The sequence below is a fragment of the Citrobacter sp. CK185 genome (assembly GCF_030333565.1).
GTDB lineage: Bacteria > Pseudomonadota > Gammaproteobacteria > Enterobacterales > Enterobacteriaceae > Citrobacter_B > Citrobacter_B koseri.
Map to the genome: position 1 here is coordinate 1 of NZ_JAOWFR010000017.1, position 16,060 is coordinate 16,060.

The 16,060-nt window shown below is 50.5% G+C and carries 31 protein-coding genes; 30 read left to right on the top strand and 1 reads right to left on the bottom strand.

Features of this window, described 5'->3' with window-relative positions; genetic code table 11:
• The 3 genes from tuf to bfr all read left to right on the top strand — a co-directional run.
• The coding region (tuf, locus tag OGV79_RS03665) for an elongation factor Tu (RefSeq protein ID WP_286467666.1) at nucleotides 1-1,098 on the top strand (1,098 nt) is incomplete at its 5' end.
• A gap of 197 nt (nucleotides 1,099-1,295) precedes the next feature.
• A complete protein-coding gene (bfd, locus tag OGV79_RS03670; protein ID WP_012135433.1) occupies nucleotides 1,296-1,490 on the top strand; it encodes a bacterioferritin-associated ferredoxin in 195 nt (64 codons plus the stop codon).
• A gap of 71 nt (nucleotides 1,491-1,561) precedes the next feature.
• Nucleotides 1,562-2,038 (top strand): bacterioferritin, encoded by a 477-nt coding sequence (bfr, locus tag OGV79_RS03675; protein WP_012135432.1) that lies wholly within the window; start codon nucleotides 1,562-1,564, stop codon nucleotides 2,036-2,038.
• Here the strand turns inward: bfr and OGV79_RS03680 are convergent.
• Entirely contained in the window at nucleotides 2,035-2,448 is a 414-nt protein-coding gene (locus tag OGV79_RS03680) for a prepilin peptidase (RefSeq protein WP_286467677.1), read from the bottom strand. The two genes, bfr and OGV79_RS03680, sit on opposite strands and share 4 nt — an antisense overlap.
• A gap of 379 nt (nucleotides 2,449-2,827) precedes the next feature.
• Here OGV79_RS03680 and rpsJ point away from each other — a divergent pair, with 379 nt between their 5' ends.
• The 27 genes from rpsJ (at nucleotide 2,828) to OGV79_RS03815 (ending at nucleotide 16,057) form a co-directional block, all read left to right on the top strand.
• Complete coding sequence (rpsJ, locus tag OGV79_RS03685; protein ID WP_001181005.1) at nucleotides 2,828-3,139, top strand: 30S ribosomal protein S10; 312 nt, start codon at nucleotides 2,828-2,830, stop codon at nucleotides 3,137-3,139.
• 32 nt (nucleotides 3,140-3,171) lie between these two features.
• Entirely contained in the window at nucleotides 3,172-3,801 is a 630-nt protein-coding gene (rplC, locus tag OGV79_RS03690; protein WP_000579837.1) for a 50S ribosomal protein L3, read from the top strand.
• A 10-nt stretch (nucleotides 3,802-3,811) separates the two neighbouring features.
• On the top strand, nucleotides 3,812-4,417 hold the full coding sequence (gene rplD / locus OGV79_RS03695; protein ID WP_000424395.1) for a 50S ribosomal protein L4: 606 nt from the start codon (nucleotides 3,812-3,814) through the stop codon (nucleotides 4,415-4,417).
• The gene (rplW, locus tag OGV79_RS03700) at nucleotides 4,414-4,716 is read left to right on the top strand and encodes a 50S ribosomal protein L23 (RefSeq protein WP_000617546.1); all 303 of its coding nucleotides are present in this window, start codon (nucleotides 4,414-4,416) and stop codon (nucleotides 4,714-4,716) included. The genes rplD and rplW overlap by 4 nt, the downstream gene beginning before the upstream one ends.
• A 17-nt stretch (nucleotides 4,717-4,733) precedes the next feature.
• Nucleotides 4,734-5,555 (top strand): 50S ribosomal protein L2, encoded by an 822-nt coding sequence (gene rplB / locus OGV79_RS03705; RefSeq protein ID WP_000301864.1) that lies wholly within the window; start codon nucleotides 4,734-4,736, stop codon nucleotides 5,553-5,555.
• 16 nt (nucleotides 5,556-5,571) lie between these two features.
• Complete coding sequence (rpsS, locus tag OGV79_RS03710; RefSeq protein WP_001138117.1) at nucleotides 5,572-5,850, top strand: 30S ribosomal protein S19; 279 nt, start codon at nucleotides 5,572-5,574, stop codon at nucleotides 5,848-5,850.
• A 14-nt stretch (nucleotides 5,851-5,864) separates the two neighbouring features.
• A complete protein-coding gene (gene rplV / locus OGV79_RS03715) occupies nucleotides 5,865-6,197 on the top strand; it encodes a 50S ribosomal protein L22 (RefSeq protein ID WP_000447529.1) in 333 nt (110 codons plus the stop codon).
• Nucleotides 6,198-6,214: 17 nt separating this feature from the next.
• The gene (gene rpsC, locus OGV79_RS03720) at nucleotides 6,215-6,916 is read left to right on the top strand and encodes a 30S ribosomal protein S3 (protein WP_000529945.1); all 702 of its coding nucleotides are present in this window, start codon (nucleotides 6,215-6,217) and stop codon (nucleotides 6,914-6,916) included.
• A 12-nt stretch (nucleotides 6,917-6,928) separates the two neighbouring features.
• On the top strand, nucleotides 6,929-7,339 hold the full coding sequence (gene rplP / locus OGV79_RS03725; protein ID WP_000941212.1) for a 50S ribosomal protein L16: 411 nt from the start codon (nucleotides 6,929-6,931) through the stop codon (nucleotides 7,337-7,339).
• Nucleotides 7,339-7,530, top strand: a complete 192-nt coding sequence (rpmC, locus tag OGV79_RS03730) for a 50S ribosomal protein L29 (protein WP_000644742.1) — start codon at nucleotides 7,339-7,341, stop codon at nucleotides 7,528-7,530. The genes rplP and rpmC overlap by 1 nt, the downstream gene beginning before the upstream one ends.
• Complete coding sequence (rpsQ, locus tag OGV79_RS03735) at nucleotides 7,530-7,784, top strand: 30S ribosomal protein S17 (RefSeq protein ID WP_003031120.1); 255 nt, start codon at nucleotides 7,530-7,532, stop codon at nucleotides 7,782-7,784. The genes rpmC and rpsQ overlap by 1 nt, the downstream gene beginning before the upstream one ends.
• A gap of 163 nt (nucleotides 7,785-7,947) precedes the next feature.
• Nucleotides 7,948-8,319 (top strand): 50S ribosomal protein L14, encoded by a 372-nt coding sequence (gene rplN / locus OGV79_RS03740; protein WP_002919748.1) that lies wholly within the window; start codon nucleotides 7,948-7,950, stop codon nucleotides 8,317-8,319.
• Nucleotides 8,320-8,329: 10 nt separating this feature from the next.
• Nucleotides 8,330-8,644, top strand: a complete 315-nt coding sequence (gene rplX, locus OGV79_RS03745) for a 50S ribosomal protein L24 (RefSeq protein WP_012135426.1) — start codon at nucleotides 8,330-8,332, stop codon at nucleotides 8,642-8,644.
• Between the two features lie 14 nt (nucleotides 8,645-8,658).
• Nucleotides 8,659-9,198 (top strand): 50S ribosomal protein L5, encoded by a 540-nt coding sequence (rplE, locus tag OGV79_RS03750; protein WP_007702494.1) that lies wholly within the window; start codon nucleotides 8,659-8,661, stop codon nucleotides 9,196-9,198.
• Nucleotides 9,199-9,212: 14 nt separating this feature from the next.
• Nucleotides 9,213-9,518, top strand: coding sequence for a 30S ribosomal protein S14 (gene rpsN, locus OGV79_RS03755; RefSeq protein WP_012135425.1), 306 nt, complete (start codon nucleotides 9,213-9,215; stop codon nucleotides 9,516-9,518).
• A gap of 33 nt (nucleotides 9,519-9,551) precedes the next feature.
• Nucleotides 9,552-9,944: a 30S ribosomal protein S8 gene (rpsH, locus tag OGV79_RS03760; protein WP_000062611.1), complete on the top strand. Its 393-nt coding sequence runs from the start codon at nucleotides 9,552-9,554 to the stop codon at nucleotides 9,942-9,944.
• Between the two features lie 12 nt (nucleotides 9,945-9,956).
• On the top strand, nucleotides 9,957-10,490 hold the full coding sequence (gene rplF, locus OGV79_RS03765) for a 50S ribosomal protein L6 (RefSeq protein WP_012135817.1): 534 nt from the start codon (nucleotides 9,957-9,959) through the stop codon (nucleotides 10,488-10,490).
• A gap of 9 nt (nucleotides 10,491-10,499) precedes the next feature.
• Nucleotides 10,500-10,853, top strand: a complete 354-nt coding sequence (gene rplR, locus OGV79_RS03770) for a 50S ribosomal protein L18 (protein ID WP_000358960.1) — start codon at nucleotides 10,500-10,502, stop codon at nucleotides 10,851-10,853.
• Between the two features lie 14 nt (nucleotides 10,854-10,867).
• Entirely contained in the window at nucleotides 10,868-11,371 is a 504-nt protein-coding gene (gene rpsE / locus OGV79_RS03775; protein ID WP_000940121.1) for a 30S ribosomal protein S5, read from the top strand.
• A gap of 3 nt (nucleotides 11,372-11,374) precedes the next feature.
• Entirely contained in the window at nucleotides 11,375-11,554 is a 180-nt protein-coding gene (gene rpmD, locus OGV79_RS03780) for a 50S ribosomal protein L30 (RefSeq protein WP_001140434.1), read from the top strand.
• 3 nt (nucleotides 11,555-11,557) lie between these two features.
• Nucleotides 11,558-11,992 (top strand): 50S ribosomal protein L15, encoded by a 435-nt coding sequence (gene rplO, locus OGV79_RS03785; protein ID WP_001238917.1) that lies wholly within the window; start codon nucleotides 11,558-11,560, stop codon nucleotides 11,990-11,992.
• 7 nt (nucleotides 11,993-11,999) lie between these two features.
• A complete protein-coding gene (gene secY, locus OGV79_RS03790; protein WP_001118864.1) occupies nucleotides 12,000-13,331 on the top strand; it encodes a preprotein translocase subunit SecY in 1,332 nt (443 codons plus the stop codon).
• 31 nt (nucleotides 13,332-13,362) lie between these two features.
• Complete coding sequence (rpmJ, locus tag OGV79_RS03795; protein ID WP_000868187.1) at nucleotides 13,363-13,479, top strand: 50S ribosomal protein L36; 117 nt, start codon at nucleotides 13,363-13,365, stop codon at nucleotides 13,477-13,479.
• 146 nt (nucleotides 13,480-13,625) lie between these two features.
• Nucleotides 13,626-13,982, top strand: coding sequence for a 30S ribosomal protein S13 (rpsM, locus tag OGV79_RS03800; protein WP_000090780.1), 357 nt, complete (start codon nucleotides 13,626-13,628; stop codon nucleotides 13,980-13,982).
• A gap of 16 nt (nucleotides 13,983-13,998) precedes the next feature.
• Nucleotides 13,999-14,388, top strand: a complete 390-nt coding sequence (gene rpsK / locus OGV79_RS03805; RefSeq protein WP_001029684.1) for a 30S ribosomal protein S11 — start codon at nucleotides 13,999-14,001, stop codon at nucleotides 14,386-14,388.
• A 33-nt stretch (nucleotides 14,389-14,421) separates the two neighbouring features.
• The gene (rpsD, locus tag OGV79_RS03810) at nucleotides 14,422-15,042 is read left to right on the top strand and encodes a 30S ribosomal protein S4 (RefSeq protein ID WP_000135224.1); all 621 of its coding nucleotides are present in this window, start codon (nucleotides 14,422-14,424) and stop codon (nucleotides 15,040-15,042) included.
• Nucleotides 15,043-15,067: 25 nt separating this feature from the next.
• The gene (locus OGV79_RS03815) at nucleotides 15,068-16,057 is read left to right on the top strand and encodes a DNA-directed RNA polymerase subunit alpha (protein WP_001162094.1); all 990 of its coding nucleotides are present in this window, start codon (nucleotides 15,068-15,070) and stop codon (nucleotides 16,055-16,057) included.
• Nucleotides 16,058-16,060: the final 3 nt, after the last annotated feature.

Here is a 16,060-nt window from a genome sequence, read left to right on the forward strand (position 1 = left end):
GCTGCAATCACTACCGTACTGGCTAAAACCTACGGCGGTGCTGCTCGCGCATTCGACCAGATCGATAACGCGCCGGAAGAAAAAGCTCGTGGTATCACCATCAACACTTCTCACGTTGAATACGACACCCCGACTCGCCACTACGCGCACGTAGACTGCCCGGGCCACGCCGACTATGTTAAAAACATGATCACCGGTGCTGCGCAGATGGACGGCGCGATCCTGGTTGTTGCTGCGACTGACGGCCCGATGCCGCAGACCCGTGAGCACATCCTGCTGGGTCGTCAGGTAGGCGTTCCGTACATCATCGTGTTCCTGAACAAATGCGACATGGTTGATGACGAAGAGCTGCTGGAACTGGTTGAGATGGAAGTGCGTGAACTGCTGTCTCAGTACGATTTCCCGGGCGACGACACGCCGATCGTTCGTGGTTCTGCTCTGAAAGCGCTGGAAGGCGAAGCTGAGTGGGAAGCGAAAATCATCGAACTGGCTGGCTACCTGGATTCTTACATCCCGGAACCAGAGCGTGCGATTGACAAGCCGTTCCTGCTGCCGATCGAAGACGTATTCTCCATCTCCGGTCGTGGTACCGTTGTTACCGGTCGTGTAGAGCGCGGTATCATCAAAGTGGGCGAAGAAGTTGAAATCGTTGGTATCAAAGAGACTGCGAAGTCTACCTGTACTGGCGTTGAAATGTTCCGCAAACTGCTGGACGAAGGCCGTGCTGGTGAGAACGTAGGTGTTCTGCTGCGTGGTATCAAACGTGAAGAAATCGAACGTGGTCAGGTACTGGCTAAGCCGGGTTCCATCAAGCCGCACACCAAGTTCGAATCTGAAGTTTATATCCTGTCCAAAGACGAAGGCGGCCGTCATACTCCGTTCTTCAAAGGCTACCGTCCGCAGTTCTACTTCCGTACAACTGACGTGACTGGCACCATCGAACTGCCGGAAGGCGTAGAGATGGTAATGCCGGGCGACAACATTAAAATGGTTGTTACCCTGATCCACCCGATCGCGATGGACGACGGTCTGCGTTTCGCAATCCGTGAAGGCGGCCGTACCGTTGGCGCGGGCGTTGTTGCTAAAGTAATGAGCTAATTATTTAATAATTAGTTCTGCACTTAAAAAGGGCGCTTCGGCGCCCTTTTTGCTGTCTGTCATATCTACCTGCTATATAAAGGGTGTCATATTTAGTCGCATTTTTTATTCCTCTCCCTGCACACAAACGTATTTGTGCTATTGTAATCATAACTATTCTCATTTACACTTTGCGCAGAAATTGAACGGGAGCGATCATGTACGTTTGTTTGTGTAATGGTGTAAGTGATAAAAAAATTCGTCAGGCTGTTCGTCAGTTTCACCCTCAATCTTTCCAACAATTACGTAAGTTTATTCCTGTTGGAAATCAATGCGGTAAGTGCGTCCGTGCGGCACGTGAAGTGATGCAGGATGAGTTAATGCAAATGCCGGAGTTTAAAGAAATCGCCTGAGTCACATTCTTTTTTTTGACATCCTTGTAGCCCCATCTACGCTCTAAGAGTGGAAGCGGAGGGACTATAAAATGAAAGGTGATGTTAAAATCATAAATTATCTCAATAAACTATTGGGAAATGAGCTTGTCGCAATCAATCAGTACTTTCTCCATGCCCGTATGTTTAAAAACTGGGGGCTCACTCGTCTGAATGACGTCGAATACCATGAATCCATCGATGAAATGAAACACGCTGATAAATATATCGAGCGTATTTTATTTCTTGAGGGTATCCCAAACTTGCAGGATCTTGGCAAGCTGGGCATTGGTGAAGATGTCGAAGAGATGTTGCAGTCAGATCTCCGTCTGGAACTGGAAGGAGCGAAGGATCTACGTGAAGCCATAGCCTACGCCGACAGCGTTCATGATTACGTTAGCCGGGACATGATGATTGAGATCCTGACAGATGAAGAAGGGCATATCGACTGGCTTGAGACGGAGCTGGATCTGATTGCAAAAATTGGTCTACAGAATTACCTGCAATCGCAGATTAAAGTGGACGATTAACTCCCCGACAGCAGTGTTTTCCAGCCAATGATAAAACCCGCAGCCGCCAGAAATGGCCCGAACGGCAGCGGGTTTTTTAATGCCCCTTTCCCGTTTATTACGTACATCGCCATCACGTTAATGCTGGCAATAAGCGCGGCCAGAAATTTGATATCGCCGTACCCGAGCCCTTCTTTGCGATACAGCAGTCGATATCCCCAATAGAGAAGGGCGAACCCGCCGTAACCCGCAATGGCGCCCCAAAGCGCATCTGGCAAATGGTCAGGTAAACAGCACAGGTAATAAAGCAGGCCGCTCCAGAGCAGGGGACAGGTAAACCGATCGGGCAAGAGTCCTGTTCGCGCGTCATATATCCCGGATAGCGCAGATAATAAGAGGTAGATAATCAGGAAGGGGAGGTCGGGTTGCATCATGTCATCCTCATTAAACGTTGCGCTCACCATCCGTGAAACTCATTTTCCATGCAACGGAGGAATGATGACGTTGTGCAGTGTATTCCGAAGAAAATGCGCAAAACAAAAACGGCACAACGCGTGTGCGAAGTTGCTCGCATTACAGACGAAATGATTAATATCTACGCGGTACTTGCGTCAGGCTGAGATTTGCGTATAATGCGCGGGCTTGTCTTAGTTGACGGCAGGTTCGATCTGAACCTTAGGTAGCCGATTTGGTTATCTAACAATGCTCCCAATCGGGGAGCTACGTAAGAACGGTTACACTCTCCCATCAATCGTAATGGGCACGAGGAGTAATCATTTTCGTTTATAAAATAATTGGAGCTCTGGTCTCATGCAGAACCAAAGAATCCGTATCCGCCTGAAAGCGTTTGATCATCGTCTGATCGATCAATCAACCGCGGAAATCGTCGAGACTGCTAAGCGCACTGGTGCGCAAGTCCGTGGTCCGATCCCGCTGCCGACCCGCAAAGAGCGCTTTACCGTTCTGATCTCCCCGCACGTTAACAAAGACGCGCGCGATCAGTACGAAATTCGCACTCACAAGCGTCTGGTTGACATCGTTGAGCCAACCGAGAAAACCGTTGATGCTCTGATGCGTCTGGACCTGGCTGCCGGTGTAGACGTGCAGATCAGCCTGGGTTAATCAGGTCATCGAGCGATTGAGAGGTTGAAACAATGATTGGTTTAGTCGGTAAAAAAGTGGGTATGACCCGCATCTTCACTGAAGATGGCGTCTCTATCCCAGTAACCGTAATCGAAGTTGAAGCAAACCGCGTTACTCAGGTTAAAGATCTGGCTAACGATGGCTACCGCGCTGTTCAGGTTACCACTGGTGCTAAAAAAGCTAACCGTGTAACCAAGCCGGAAGCTGGCCACTTTGCTAAAGCTGGCGTAGAAGCTGGCCGCGGCCTGTGGGAGTTCCGTCTGGCAGAGGGTGAAGAATACACCGTTGGTCAGAGCATTAGCGTTGAACTGTTTGCTGACGTTAAAAAAGTTGACGTAACTGGCACCTCTAAAGGTAAAGGTTTCGCAGGTACCGTTAAGCGCTGGAACTTCCGTACCCAGGACGCTACTCACGGTAACTCCTTGTCTCACCGCGTTCCGGGTTCTATCGGTCAGAACCAGACTCCGGGCAAAGTGTTCAAAGGCAAGAAAATGGCAGGTCAGCTGGGTAACGAACGTGTAACCGTTCAGAGCCTGGACGTAGTACGTGTTGACGCTGAGCGCAACCTGCTGCTGGTTAAAGGTGGTGTTCCGGGTGCAACCGGTTGCGACCTGATCGTTAAACCAGCTGTGAAGGCGTAAGGGGATAGCAATGGAATTAGTATTGAAAGACGCGCAGAGCGCGCTGACTGTTTCCGAAACTACCTTCGGTCGTGATTTCAACGAAGCGCTGGTTCACCAGGTTGTTGTTGCTTATGCAGCTGGTGCTCGTCAGGGCACTCGTGCTCAGAAGACTCGTGCTGAAGTAACTGGTTCCGGTAAAAAACCGTGGCGCCAGAAAGGTACCGGCCGTGCGCGTTCTGGTTCTATCAAGAGCCCGATCTGGCGTTCTGGTGGCGTGACCTTCGCTGCACGTCCGCAGGACCACAGTCAAAAAGTTAACAAGAAGATGTACCGCGGCGCGCTGAAAAGCATTCTGTCCGAACTGGTACGTCAGGATCGTCTGATCGTTGTCGAGAAGTTCTCTGTAGAAGCGCCTAAAACTAAGCTGCTGGCTCAGAAACTGAAAGACATGGCTCTGGAAGATGTGCTGATCATCACCGGTGAGCTGGACGAGAACCTGTTCCTGGCTGCGCGCAACCTGCACAAGGTTGACGTACGCGATGCAACTGGTATCGACCCGGTTAGCCTGATCGCCTTCGACAAAGTCGTAATGACTGCTGATGCTGTTAAGCAAGTTGAGGAGATGCTGGCATGATTCGTGAAGAACGTCTGCTGAAGGTGCTGCGCGCACCGCACGTTTCTGAAAAAGCGTCTACTGCGATGGAAAAAACCAACACCATCGTTCTCAAAGTTGCTAAAGACGCGACCAAAGCAGAAATCAAAGCTGCTGTGCAGAAACTGTTTGAAGTCGAAGTCGAAGTCGTTAACACCCTGGTTGTTAAAGGGAAAGTTAAACGTCACGGACAGCGTATCGGTCGTCGTAGCGACTGGAAAAAAGCTTACGTCACCCTGAAAGAAGGCCAGAATCTGGACTTCGTTGGCGGCGCTGAGTAAGTCGGAGGAGTAATACAATGGCAGTTGTTAAATGTAAACCGACATCTCCGGGTCGTCGCCACGTAGTTAAAGTGGTTAACCCTGAGCTGCACAAGGGCAAACCTTTTGCTCCGTTGCTGGAAAAAAACAGCAAATCCGGTGGTCGTAACAACAATGGCCGTATCACCACTCGTCATATCGGTGGTGGCCACAAGCAGGCATACCGTATTGTTGACTTCAAACGCAACAAAGATGGTATTCCGGCAGTTGTTGAACGTCTTGAGTACGATCCGAACCGTTCCGCGAACATCGCGCTGGTTCTGTACAAAGACGGTGAGCGCCGTTACATCCTGGCCCCTAAAGGCCTGAAAGCTGGCGACCAGATTCAATCTGGCGTTGATGCTGCAATCAAACCAGGCAACACCCTGCCGATGCGCAACATCCCGGTTGGTTCTACCGTTCATAACGTAGAAATGAAACCAGGTAAAGGCGGTCAGCTGGCACGTTCCGCTGGTACTTACGTTCAGATCGTTGCGCGCGATGGTGCTTATGTCACTCTGCGTCTGCGTTCTGGTGAAATGCGTAAAGTCGAAGCAGACTGCCGTGCAACTCTGGGCGAAGTTGGCAATGCTGAGCATATGCTGCGCGTTCTGGGTAAAGCAGGTGCTGCACGCTGGCGTGGTGTTCGTCCGACCGTTCGCGGTACCGCGATGAACCCAGTAGACCACCCACATGGTGGTGGTGAAGGTCGTAACTTTGGTAAGCACCCGGTAACTCCGTGGGGCGTTCAGACCAAAGGTAAGAAGACCCGCAGCAACAAGCGTACTGATAAATTCATCGTACGTCGCCGTAGCAAATAATTTTAGAGGATAAGCCATGCCACGTTCTCTCAAGAAAGGTCCTTTTATTGACCTGCACTTGCTGAAGAAGGTAGAGAAAGCGGTGGAAAGCGGAGACAAGAAGCCCCTGCGCACTTGGTCCCGTCGTTCAACGATCTTTCCTAACATGATCGGTTTGACCATCGCTGTCCATAATGGTCGTCAGCACGTTCCGGTATTTGTAACCGATGAAATGGTCGGTCACAAACTGGGTGAATTCGCACCGACTCGTACTTATCGCGGCCACGCTGCTGATAAAAAAGCGAAGAAGAAATAAGGTAGGAGGAAGAGATGGAAACTATCGCTAAACATCGCCATGCTCGTTCTTCTGCTCAGAAGGTTCGCCTTGTTGCTGACCTGATTCGCGGTAAGAAAGTGTCGCAGGCTCTGGATATTTTGACCTACACCAACAAGAAAGCGGCTGTACTGGTCAAGAAAGTCCTGGAATCTGCCATTGCTAACGCTGAACACAACGATGGCGCTGACATTGACGATCTGAAAGTTACGAAAATTTTCGTAGACGAAGGCCCGAGCATGAAGCGCATTATGCCGCGTGCAAAAGGTCGTGCAGATCGCATCCTGAAGCGCACCAGCCACATTACTGTGGTTGTGTCCGATCGCTGAGACTCTGGAGACTAGCAATGGGTCAGAAAGTACATCCTAATGGTATTCGCCTGGGTATTGTAAAACCATGGAACTCTACCTGGTTTGCGAACACCAAAGAATTCGCTGACAACCTGGACAGCGATTTTAAAGTACGTCAGTACCTGACGAAGGAACTGGCTAAAGCGTCCGTATCTCGTATCGTTATCGAGCGTCCGGCTAAGAGCATCCGTGTGACTATTCACACTGCTCGTCCGGGTATCGTTATCGGTAAGAAAGGCGAAGACGTAGAAAAACTGCGTAAGGTCGTAGCGGATATCGCTGGCGTTCCTGCACAGATCAATATCGCCGAAGTTCGTAAGCCTGAACTGGACGCAAAATTGGTTGCTGACAGCATCACTTCTCAGCTGGAACGTCGCGTTATGTTCCGTCGTGCTATGAAGCGTGCTGTACAGAACGCAATGCGTCTGGGCGCTAAAGGTATTAAAGTTGAAGTTAGCGGCCGTCTGGGCGGCGCGGAAATCGCTCGTACCGAATGGTACCGTGAAGGTCGCGTACCGCTGCACACTCTGCGTGCTGACATCGACTACAACACCTCTGAAGCGCACACCACTTACGGTGTAATCGGCGTTAAAGTGTGGATCTTCAAAGGCGAGATCCTGGGTGGTATGGCTGCTGTTGAACAACCGGAAAAACCGGCTGCTCAACCGAAAAAGCAGCAGCGTAAAGGCCGTAAATAAGGAGCGTCGCTGATGTTACAACCAAAGCGTACAAAATTCCGTAAAATGCACAAAGGCCGTAACCGCGGTCTGGCGCAGGGTACGGATGTTAGCTTCGGCAGCTTCGGTCTGAAAGCTGTTGGCCGTGGTCGTCTGACTGCCCGTCAGATCGAAGCAGCACGTCGTGCTATGACCCGTGCAGTTAAGCGTCAAGGTAAGATCTGGATCCGTGTATTCCCGGACAAACCGATCACTGAAAAGCCGCTGGCAGTGCGTATGGGTAAAGGTAAAGGTAACGTGGAGTATTGGGTTGCCTTGATTCAGCCGGGTAAAGTCCTGTATGAAATGGACGGCGTACCGGAAGAGCTGGCCCGTGAAGCATTCAAGCTGGCAGCAGCGAAACTGCCGATTAAAACCACCTTTGTAACTAAGACGGTGATGTAATGAAAGCAAAAGAGCTGCGTGAGAAGAGTGTTGAAGAGCTGAACACCGAGCTGCTGAACCTGCTGCGTGAGCAGTTCAACCTGCGTATGCAGGCTGCAAGTGGCCAGCTGCAACAGTCTCACCTGTTGAAGCAAGTGCGTCGTGATGTCGCACGCGTTAAGACTTTACTGACTGAGAAGGCGGGTGCGTAATGACCGATAAAATCCGTACTCTGCAAGGTCGCGTTGTTAGCGACAAAATGGAGAAATCCATTGTTGTTGCTATCGAACGTTTTGTGAAACACCCGATCTACGGTAAATTCATCAAGCGTACGACCAAACTGCACGTACATGACGAGAACAACGAATGTGGTACCGGTGACGTGGTTGAAATCCGCGAATGCCGCCCACTGTCCAAGACTAAGTCCTGGACGCTGGTTCGCGTTGTAGAGAAAGCGGTTCTGTAATACAGTACCCATTCTCAACGAATAAACGGCTCAGCGATGGGCCGTTTATTTTTTCTACCCATATCGTTGAAGCGGTGTTATAATGCCGCGCCCCCGATATGGGGCTTTTTTAACGACCTGATTTTCGGGTCTCAGTAGTAGTTGACATTAGCGGAGCACTAAAATGATCCAAGAACAGACTATGCTGAACGTCGCCGACAACTCCGGTGCACGTCGCGTAATGTGTATCAAGGTTCTGGGTGGCTCGCACCGTCGCTACGCAGGCGTAGGCGACATCATCAAGATCACCATCAAAGAAGCAATTCCGCGTGGTAAGGTCAAAAAAGGTGATGTGCTGAAGGCGGTAGTGGTGCGCACCAAGAAGGGTGTTCGTCGCCCGGACGGTTCTGTCATTCGCTTCGATGGTAATGCATGCGTTATTCTGAACAATAACAGCGAGCAGCCTATCGGTACGCGTATTTTTGGGCCGGTAACTCGTGAGCTTCGTACCGAGAAGTTCATGAAAATTATCTCTCTGGCACCAGAAGTACTCTAAGGAGCGAATCATGGCAGCGAAAATCCGTCGTGATGACGAAGTTATCGTGTTAACCGGTAAAGATAAAGGTAAACGCGGTAAAGTTAAGAATGTCCTGTCTTCCGGCAAGGTCATTGTTGAAGGTATCAACCTGGTTAAGAAACACCAGAAGCCGGTTCCGGCTCTGAACCAACCGGGTGGCATCGTTGAAAAAGAAGCCGCTATTCAGGTTTCCAACATTGCAATCTTCAATGCGGCAACCGGTAAGGCTGACCGTGTAGGCTTTAGATTCGAAGACGGCAAAAAAGTCCGTTTCTTCAAATCTAACAGCGAAACTATCAAGTAATTTGGAGTAGTACGATGGCGAAACTGCATGATTACTACAAAGACGAAGTAGTTAATAAACTCATGACTGAGTTTAACTACAATTCTGTCATGCAAGTCCCTCGGGTCGAGAAGATCACCCTGAACATGGGTGTTGGTGAAGCGATCGCTGACAAGAAACTGCTGGATAATGCAGCAGCTGACCTGGCAGCAATCTCCGGTCAAAAACCGTTGATCACCAAAGCACGCAAATCTGTTGCAGGCTTCAAAATCCGTCAGGGCTATCCGATCGGCTGTAAAGTAACTCTGCGTGGCGAACGCATGTGGGAGTTCTTTGAGCGCCTGATCACTATTGCTGTACCGCGTATCCGTGACTTCCGTGGCCTGTCCGCTAAGTCTTTCGACGGTCGTGGTAACTACAGCATGGGTGTCCGTGAGCAGATCATCTTCCCAGAAATCGACTACGATAAAGTCGACCGCGTTCGTGGTTTGGATATTACCATTACCACTACTGCGAAATCTGACGAAGAAGGCCGTGCTCTGCTGGCTGCCTTTGACTTCCCGTTCCGCAAGTAAGGTAGGGTTACTGAATGGCTAAGCAATCAATGAAAGCACGCGAAGTAAAACGCGTAGCTTTAGCTGATAAATACTTCGCGAAACGCGCTGAACTGAAAGCGATCATCTCTGATGTGAACGCTTCCGACGAAGATCGTTGGAACGCTGTTCTTAAGCTGCAGACTCTGCCGCGTGATTCCAGCCCGTCTCGTCAGCGTAACCGCTGCCGTCAAACAGGTCGTCCACATGGTTATGTGGGCAAGTTCGGGTTGAGCCGTATCAAGTTACGTGAAGCCGCTATGCGCGGTGAAGTACCAGGCTTGAAAAAGGCTAGCTGGTAATTGTCACCAATTGAATCACGGGAGTAAAGACAGATGAGCATGCAAGATCCGATCGCGGATATGCTGACCCGTATCCGTAACGGTCAGGCCGCGAACAAAGCTGCGGTCACCATGCCTTCCTCCAAGCTGAAAGTGGCAATTGCCAACGTGCTGAAGGAAGAAGGTTTTATCGAAGATTTTAAAGTTGAAGGCGACACCAAGCCGGAACTGGAACTGACTCTTAAGTATTTCCAGGGTAAAGCTGTTGTAGAAAGCATTCAGCGTGTCAGCCGCCCAGGTCTGCGCATCTACAAACGTAAAGATGAGCTGCCGAAAGTTATGGCGGGTCTGGGTATCGCAGTTGTTTCTACCTCTAAAGGTGTTATGACTGATCGTGCAGCGCGCCAGGCTGGTCTTGGTGGCGAAATTATCTGCTACGTAGCCTAATCGGAGGAAAAAATGTCTCGTGTTGCTAAAGCACCGGTCGTTGTTCCTGCCGGCGTTGATGTAAAAATCAACGGTCAGGTTATTACGATCAAAGGTAAAAACGGCGAGCTGACTCGTACTCTCAACGATGCTGTTGAAGTTAAACATGCAGATAATGCACTGACCTTCGGTCCGCGTGATGGTTACGTAGACGGTTGGGCTCAGGCTGGTACCGCGCGTGCCCTGCTGAACTCAATGGTTATCGGTGTTACCGAAGGCTTCACTAAGAAGCTGCAGCTGGTTGGTGTAGGTTATCGTGCAGCGGTTAAAGGGAATGTAGTAAACCTGTCCTTAGGTTTCTCTCACCCGGTTGACCACCAGCTGCCAGCAGGTATTACTGCAGAATGTCCGACTCAGACTGAAATCGTGCTGAAAGGCGCTGATAAGCAGGTGATCGGTCAGGTTGCAGCAGATCTGCGCGCCTACCGTCGTCCTGAGCCTTACAAAGGCAAGGGTGTTCGTTACGCCGACGAAGTCGTGCGTACCAAAGAGGCTAAGAAGAAGTAAGGTAACACTATGGATAAGAAATCTGCTCGTATCCGTCGTGCGACCCGCGCACGCCGCAAGCTCCAGGAGCTGGGCGCAACTCGCCTGGTGGTACATCGTACCCCGCGTCACATTTACGCACAGGTAATTGCACCGAACGGTTCTGAAGTTCTGGTAGCTGCTTCTACTGTAGAAAAAGCTATCGCTGAACAACTGAAGTACACCGGTAACAAAGACGCGGCTGCAGCTGTGGGTAAAGCTGTCGCTGAACGCGCTCTGGAAAAAGGCATCAAAGATGTGTCCTTTGACCGTTCCGGGTTCCAATATCATGGTCGTGTCCAGGCACTGGCAGATGCTGCCCGTGAAGCTGGCCTTCAGTTCTAAGGTAGAGGTGTAAGATGGCTCACATCGAAAAACAAGCTGGCGAACTGCAGGAAAAGCTGATCGCGGTAAACCGCGTATCTAAAACCGTTAAAGGTGGTCGTATTTTCTCCTTCACAGCTCTGACTGTAGTTGGCGATGGTAACGGTCGCGTTGGTTTTGGTTACGGTAAAGCGCGTGAAGTTCCAGCAGCGATCCAGAAAGCGATGGAAAAAGCCCGTCGCAATATGATTAACGTCGCGCTGAACAACGGCACCCTGCAACACCCGGTTAAAGGTGTTCACACGGGGTCTCGTGTATTCATGCAGCCAGCTTCCGAAGGTACCGGTATCATCGCCGGTGGTGCAATGCGCGCCGTTCTGGAAGTTGCTGGGGTTCATAACGTTCTGGCTAAAGCATATGGTTCCACCAACCCGATCAACGTGGTTCGTGCAACTATTGATGGCCTGGAAAATATGAATTCTCCAGAAATGGTCGCTGCCAAGCGTGGTAAATCCGTTGAAGAAATTCTGGGGAAATAAACCATGGCAAAGACTATTAAAATTACTCAAACCCGCAGTGCAATCGGTCGTCTGCCGAAACACAAGGCAACGCTGCTTGGCCTGGGTCTGCGTCGTATTGGCCACACCGTAGAGCGCGAGGATACTCCTGCTGTTCGTGGTATGGTCAACGCGGTTTCCTTCATGGTTAAAGTTGAGGAGTAAGAGATGCGTTTAAATACTCTGTCTCCGGCCGAAGGCTCCAAAAAGGCGGGTAAACGCCTGGGTCGTGGTATCGGTTCTGGCCTCGGTAAAACCGGTGGTCGTGGTCACAAAGGTCAGAAGTCTCGTTCTGGCGGTGGCGTACGTCGCGGTTTCGAGGGTGGTCAGATGCCTCTGTACCGTCGTCTGCCGAAATTCGGCTTCACTTCTCGCAAAGCAGCGATTACAGCCGAAGTTCGTCTGTCTGACCTGGCTAAAGTAGAAGGCGGCGTAGTAGACCTGAACACGCTGAAAGCGGCTAACATTATCGGTATCCAGATCGAGTTCGCGAAAGTGATCCTGGCTGGTGAAGTCACTACTCCGGTAACTGTTCGTGGCCTGCGTGTTACTAAAGGCGCTCGTGCTGCTATCGAAGCTGCTGGCGGTAAAATCGAGGAATAAGTAGCAGATGGCTAAACAACCGGGATTAGATTTTCAAAGCGCCAAAGGTGGCTTAGGCGAGCTGAAACGCAGACTGCTGTTTGTTATCGGCGCGCTGATTGTGTTCCGTATTGGCTCTTTTATTCCGATCCCTGGTATTGATGCCGCTGTACTTGCCAAACTGCTTGAGCAACAGCGAGGCACCATCATTGAAATGTTTAACATGTTCTCTGGTGGTGCACTCAGCCGTGCTTCTATCTTTGCTCTGGGTATCATGCCGTATATTTCGGCGTCGATTATTATCCAGCTGCTGACGGTGGTTCATCCAACGCTGGCAGAAATTAAGAAAGAAGGGGAGTCTGGTCGTCGTAAGATCAGCCAGTACACCCGCTACGGTACTCTGGTGCTGGCGATATTCCAGTCGATCGGTATTGCTACCGGTCTGCCGAATATGCCTGGTATGCAAGGCCTGGTAATGAATCCGGGCTTTGCATTCTATTTCACCGCTGTTGTAAGTCTGGTTACAGGAACCATGTTCCTGATGTGGTTGGGCGAACAGATTACTGAACGTGGTATCGGCAACGGTATCTCAATCATCATCTTCGCCGGTATTGTCGCGGGACTCCCGCCAGCCATTGCCCATACTATCGAGCAAGCGCGTCAAGGCGACCTGCACTTCCTCGTGTTGCTGTTGGTTGCAGTATTAGTATTTGCAGTGACGTTCTTTGTTGTATTTGTTGAGCGTGGTCAACGCCGCATTGTGGTAAACTACGCAAAACGTCAGCAGGGTCGTCGTGTCTATGCTGCACAGAGCACACATTTACCGCTGAAAGTGAATATGGCGGGGGTAATCCCGGCAATTTTCGCTTCCAGTATTATTCTGTTCCCGGCAACCATCGCGTCATGGTTCGGGGGCGGTACTGGTTGGAACTGGCTGACAACAATTTCGCTGTATTTGCAGCCTGGGCAACCGCTTTATGTGTTACTCTATGCGTCTGCAATCATCTTCTTCTGTTTCTTCTACACGGCGTTGGTTTTCAACCCGCGTGAAACAGCAGATAACCTGAAGAAGTCCGGTGCATTTGTACCAGGAATTCGTCCGGGAGAGCAAACGGCGAAGTATATCGATAAAGTAATGACCCGCCTGACTTTGGTTGGTGCGCTTTACATTACCTTTATCTGCCTGATCCCGGAGTTCATGCGTGATGCAATGAAAGTACCGTTCTACTTTGGTGGGACCTCACTGCTTATCGTTGTCGTCGTGATTATGGACTTTATGGCTCAAGTGCAAACTCTGATGATGTCCAGTCAGTATGAGTCTGCATTGAAGAAGGCGAACCTGAAAGGCTACGGCCGTTAATTGGTCGCCCGAGAAGTTACGGAGAGTAAAAATGAAAGTTCGTGCTTCCGTCAAGAAATTATGCCGTAACTGCAAAATCGTTAAGCGTGATGGCGTCATCCGCGTGATTTGCAGTGCCGAGCCGAAGCATAAACAGCGCCAAGGCTGATTTATTCGCATATTTTTCTTGCAAAGTTGGGTTGAGCTGGCTAGATTAGCCAGCCAATCTTTTGTATGTCTGTACGTTTCCATTTGAGTATCCTGAAAACGGGCTTTTCAGCATGGTGCGTACATATTAAATAGTAGGAGTGCATAGTGGCCCGTATAGCAGGCATTAACATTCCTGATCAGAAACATGCTGTGATCGCGTTAACTTCGATCTACGGCGTCGGTAAGACCCGTTCTAAAGCCATTCTGGCTGCAGCGGGTATCGCTGAAAATGTTAAGATCAGTGAGCTGTCTGAAGAACAAATCGACACGCTGCGTGACGAAGTTGCCAAATTTGTCGTTGAAGGTGATCTGCGCCGTGAAATCAGCATGAGCATCAAGCGCCTGATGGATCTTGGTTGCTATCGCGGTTTGCGTCATCGTCGTGGTCTCCCGGTTCGCGGTCAGCGTACCAAGACCAACGCACGTACCCGTAAGGGTCCGCGCAAACCGATCAAGAAATAATCGGGGTGATTGAATAATGGCAAAGGCACCAATTCGTGCACGTAAACGTGTAAGAAAACAAGTCTCTGACGGCGTGGCTCATATCCATGCTTCTTTCAACAACACCATCGTGACTATCACTGATCGTCAGGGTAACGCGCTGGGTTGGGCAACAGCCGGTGGTTCCGGTTTCCGTGGTTCTCGCAAATCCACTCCGTTTGCAGCTCAGGTTGCAGCAGAGCGTTGCGCTGACGCCGTAAAAGAATACGGTATCAAGAATCTGGAAGTTATGGTTAAAGGTCCGGGTCCAGGTCGCGAATCTACCATTCGTGCACTGAACGCCGCTGGTTTCCGCATCACTAATATTACTGATGTGACTCCGATCCCTCATAACGGTTGTCGTCCGCCGAAAAAACGTCGCGTATAACGCTTCGTTTTCCAGGTTTGTTGGAGAAAGAAAATGGCAAGATATTTGGGTCCTAAGCTCAAGCTGAGCCGTCGTGAGGGCACCGACTTATTCCTTAAGTCTGGCGTTCGCGCGATCGATACCAAGTGTAAAATTGAACAAGCTCCTGGCCAGCACGGTGCGCGTAAACCGCGTCTGTCTGACTATGGTGTGCAGTTGCGTGAAAAGCAAAAAGTTCGCCGTATCTATGGTGTGCTGGAGCGTCAGTTCCGTAACTACTACAAAGAAGCAGCGCGTCTGAAAGGCAACACCGGTGAAAACCTGTTGGCTCTGCTGGAAGGTCGTCTGGACAACGTTGTATACCGTATGGGCTTCGGCGCCACTCGTGCAGAAGCACGCCAGCTGGTTAGCCATAAAGCAATTATGGTAAACGGTCGTGTTGTTAACATCGCTTCTTATCAGGTTAGTCCGAATGACGTTGTTAGCATTCGTGAGAAAGCGAAGAAGCAGTCTCGCGTGAAAGCCGCTCTGGAGCTGGCTGAGCAGCGTGAAAAGCCAACCTGGCTGGAAGTTGATGCTGGCAAGATGGAAGGTACGTTTAAGCGTAAGCCTGAGCGTTCTGATCTGTCTGCGGACATTAACGAACACCTGATCGTCGAGCTTTACTCCAAGTAAAGCTTAGTACCAAAGAGAGGACACAATGCAGGGTTCTGTGACAGAGTTTCTAAAACCGCGCCTGGTAGATATCGAGCAAGTGAGTTCGACGCACGCCAAGGTGACCCTTGAGCCTTTAGAGCGTGGCTTTGGCCATACTCTGGGTAACGCACTGCGCCGTATTCTGCTCTCATCGATGCCGGGTTGCGCGGTGACCGAGGTTGAGATTGATGGTGTACTACATGAGTACAGCACCAAAGAAGGCGTTCAGGAAGACATCCTGGAAATCCTGCTCAACCTGAAAGGGCTGGCGGTGAGAGTTCAGGGTAAAGATGAAGTTATTCTTACCTTGAATAAATCTGGCATTGGCCCTGTGACTGCAGCCGACATTACCCATGACGGGGATGTCGAAATCGTCAAGCCGCAGCACGTGATCTGCCACCTGACCGATGAGAACGCGTCTATTAGCATGCGTATCAAAGTTCAGCGCGGTCGTGGTTATGTGCCGGCTTCTACCCGAATTCATTCGGAAGAAGATGAGCGCCCAATCGGCCGTCTGCTGGTCGACGCATGCTACAGCCCTGTAGAGCGTATTGCCTACAATGTTGAAGCAGCGCGTGTAGAACAGCGTACCGACCTGGACAAGCTGGTCATCGAAATGGAAACCAACGGCACAATCGATCCTGAAGAGGCGATTCGTCGTGCGGCAACCATTCTGGCTGAACAACTGGAAGCTTTCGTTGACTTACGTGATGTACGTCAGCCGGAAGTGAAAGAAGAGAAACCAGAATTCGATCCGATCCTGCTGCGCCCTGTTGACGATCTGGAATTGACTGTCCGCTCTGCTAACTGCCTTAAAGCAGAAGCTATCCACTATATCGGTGATCTGGTACAGCGTACCGAGGTTGAGCTCCTTAAGACGCCTAACCTGGGTAAAAAATCTCTTACTGAGATTAAAGACGTGCTGGCTTCCCGTGGACTGTCTCTGGGCATGCGCCTGGAAAACTGGCCACCGGCAAGCATCGCTGACGAGTAACCG

Bases quoted from the DNA above. Each gene is read 5' to 3' on its own strand.
- rpsH (WP_000062611.1), top strand. From the start codon at position 9,552: ATGAGCATGCAAGATCCGATCGCGGATATGCTGACCCGTATCCGTAAC.
- rplO (WP_001238917.1), top strand. From the start codon at position 11,558: ATGCGTTTAAATACTCTGTCTCCGGCCGAAGGCTCCAAAAAGGCGGGT.
- rpsS (WP_001138117.1), top strand. From the start codon at position 5,572: ATGCCACGTTCTCTCAAGAAAGGTCCTTTTATTGACCTGCACTTGCTG.
- rpsE (WP_000940121.1), top strand. From the start codon at position 10,868: ATGGCTCACATCGAAAAACAAGCTGGCGAACTGCAGGAAAAGCTGATC.
- rplX (WP_012135426.1), top strand. From the start codon at position 8,330: ATGGCAGCGAAAATCCGTCGTGATGACGAAGTTATCGTGTTAACCGGT.
- rplR (WP_000358960.1), top strand. From the start codon at position 10,500: ATGGATAAGAAATCTGCTCGTATCCGTCGTGCGACCCGCGCACGCCGC.
- OGV79_RS03815 (WP_001162094.1), top strand. From the start codon at position 15,068: ATGCAGGGTTCTGTGACAGAGTTTCTAAAACCGCGCCTGGTAGATATC.
- rpmD (WP_001140434.1), top strand. From the start codon at position 11,375: ATGGCAAAGACTATTAAAATTACTCAAACCCGCAGTGCAATCGGTCGT.
- rpsC (WP_000529945.1), top strand. From the start codon at position 6,215: ATGGGTCAGAAAGTACATCCTAATGGTATTCGCCTGGGTATTGTAAAA.
- rpmJ (WP_000868187.1), top strand. From the start codon at position 13,363: ATGAAAGTTCGTGCTTCCGTCAAGAAATTATGCCGTAACTGCAAAATC.
- rpsD (WP_000135224.1), top strand. From the start codon at position 14,422: ATGGCAAGATATTTGGGTCCTAAGCTCAAGCTGAGCCGTCGTGAGGGC.
- rplP (WP_000941212.1), top strand. From the start codon at position 6,929: ATGTTACAACCAAAGCGTACAAAATTCCGTAAAATGCACAAAGGCCGT.
- rplF (WP_012135817.1), top strand. From the start codon at position 9,957: ATGTCTCGTGTTGCTAAAGCACCGGTCGTTGTTCCTGCCGGCGTTGAT.
- rplD (WP_000424395.1), top strand. From the start codon at position 3,812: ATGGAATTAGTATTGAAAGACGCGCAGAGCGCGCTGACTGTTTCCGAA.
- rpsN (WP_012135425.1), top strand. From the start codon at position 9,213: ATGGCTAAGCAATCAATGAAAGCACGCGAAGTAAAACGCGTAGCTTTA.
- rplV (WP_000447529.1), top strand. From the start codon at position 5,865: ATGGAAACTATCGCTAAACATCGCCATGCTCGTTCTTCTGCTCAGAAG.
- rplN (WP_002919748.1), top strand. From the start codon at position 7,948: ATGATCCAAGAACAGACTATGCTGAACGTCGCCGACAACTCCGGTGCA.
- rplE (WP_007702494.1), top strand. From the start codon at position 8,659: ATGGCGAAACTGCATGATTACTACAAAGACGAAGTAGTTAATAAACTC.
- bfr (WP_012135432.1), top strand. From the start codon at position 1,562: ATGAAAGGTGATGTTAAAATCATAAATTATCTCAATAAACTATTGGGA.
- secY (WP_001118864.1), top strand. From the start codon at position 12,000: ATGGCTAAACAACCGGGATTAGATTTTCAAAGCGCCAAAGGTGGCTTA.
- bfd (WP_012135433.1), top strand. From the start codon at position 1,296: ATGTACGTTTGTTTGTGTAATGGTGTAAGTGATAAAAAAATTCGTCAG.
- rpsK (WP_001029684.1), top strand. From the start codon at position 13,999: ATGGCAAAGGCACCAATTCGTGCACGTAAACGTGTAAGAAAACAAGTC.
- rplB (WP_000301864.1), top strand. From the start codon at position 4,734: ATGGCAGTTGTTAAATGTAAACCGACATCTCCGGGTCGTCGCCACGTA.
- rplW (WP_000617546.1), top strand. From the start codon at position 4,414: ATGATTCGTGAAGAACGTCTGCTGAAGGTGCTGCGCGCACCGCACGTT.
- OGV79_RS03680 (WP_286467677.1), bottom strand. From the start codon at position 2,448: ATGCAACCCGACCTCCCCTTCCTGATTATCTACCTCTTATTATCTGCG.
- rpsJ (WP_001181005.1), top strand. From the start codon at position 2,828: ATGCAGAACCAAAGAATCCGTATCCGCCTGAAAGCGTTTGATCATCGT.
- rpsQ (WP_003031120.1), top strand. From the start codon at position 7,530: ATGACCGATAAAATCCGTACTCTGCAAGGTCGCGTTGTTAGCGACAAA.
- rplC (WP_000579837.1), top strand. From the start codon at position 3,172: ATGATTGGTTTAGTCGGTAAAAAAGTGGGTATGACCCGCATCTTCACT.
- rpmC (WP_000644742.1), top strand. From the start codon at position 7,339: ATGAAAGCAAAAGAGCTGCGTGAGAAGAGTGTTGAAGAGCTGAACACC.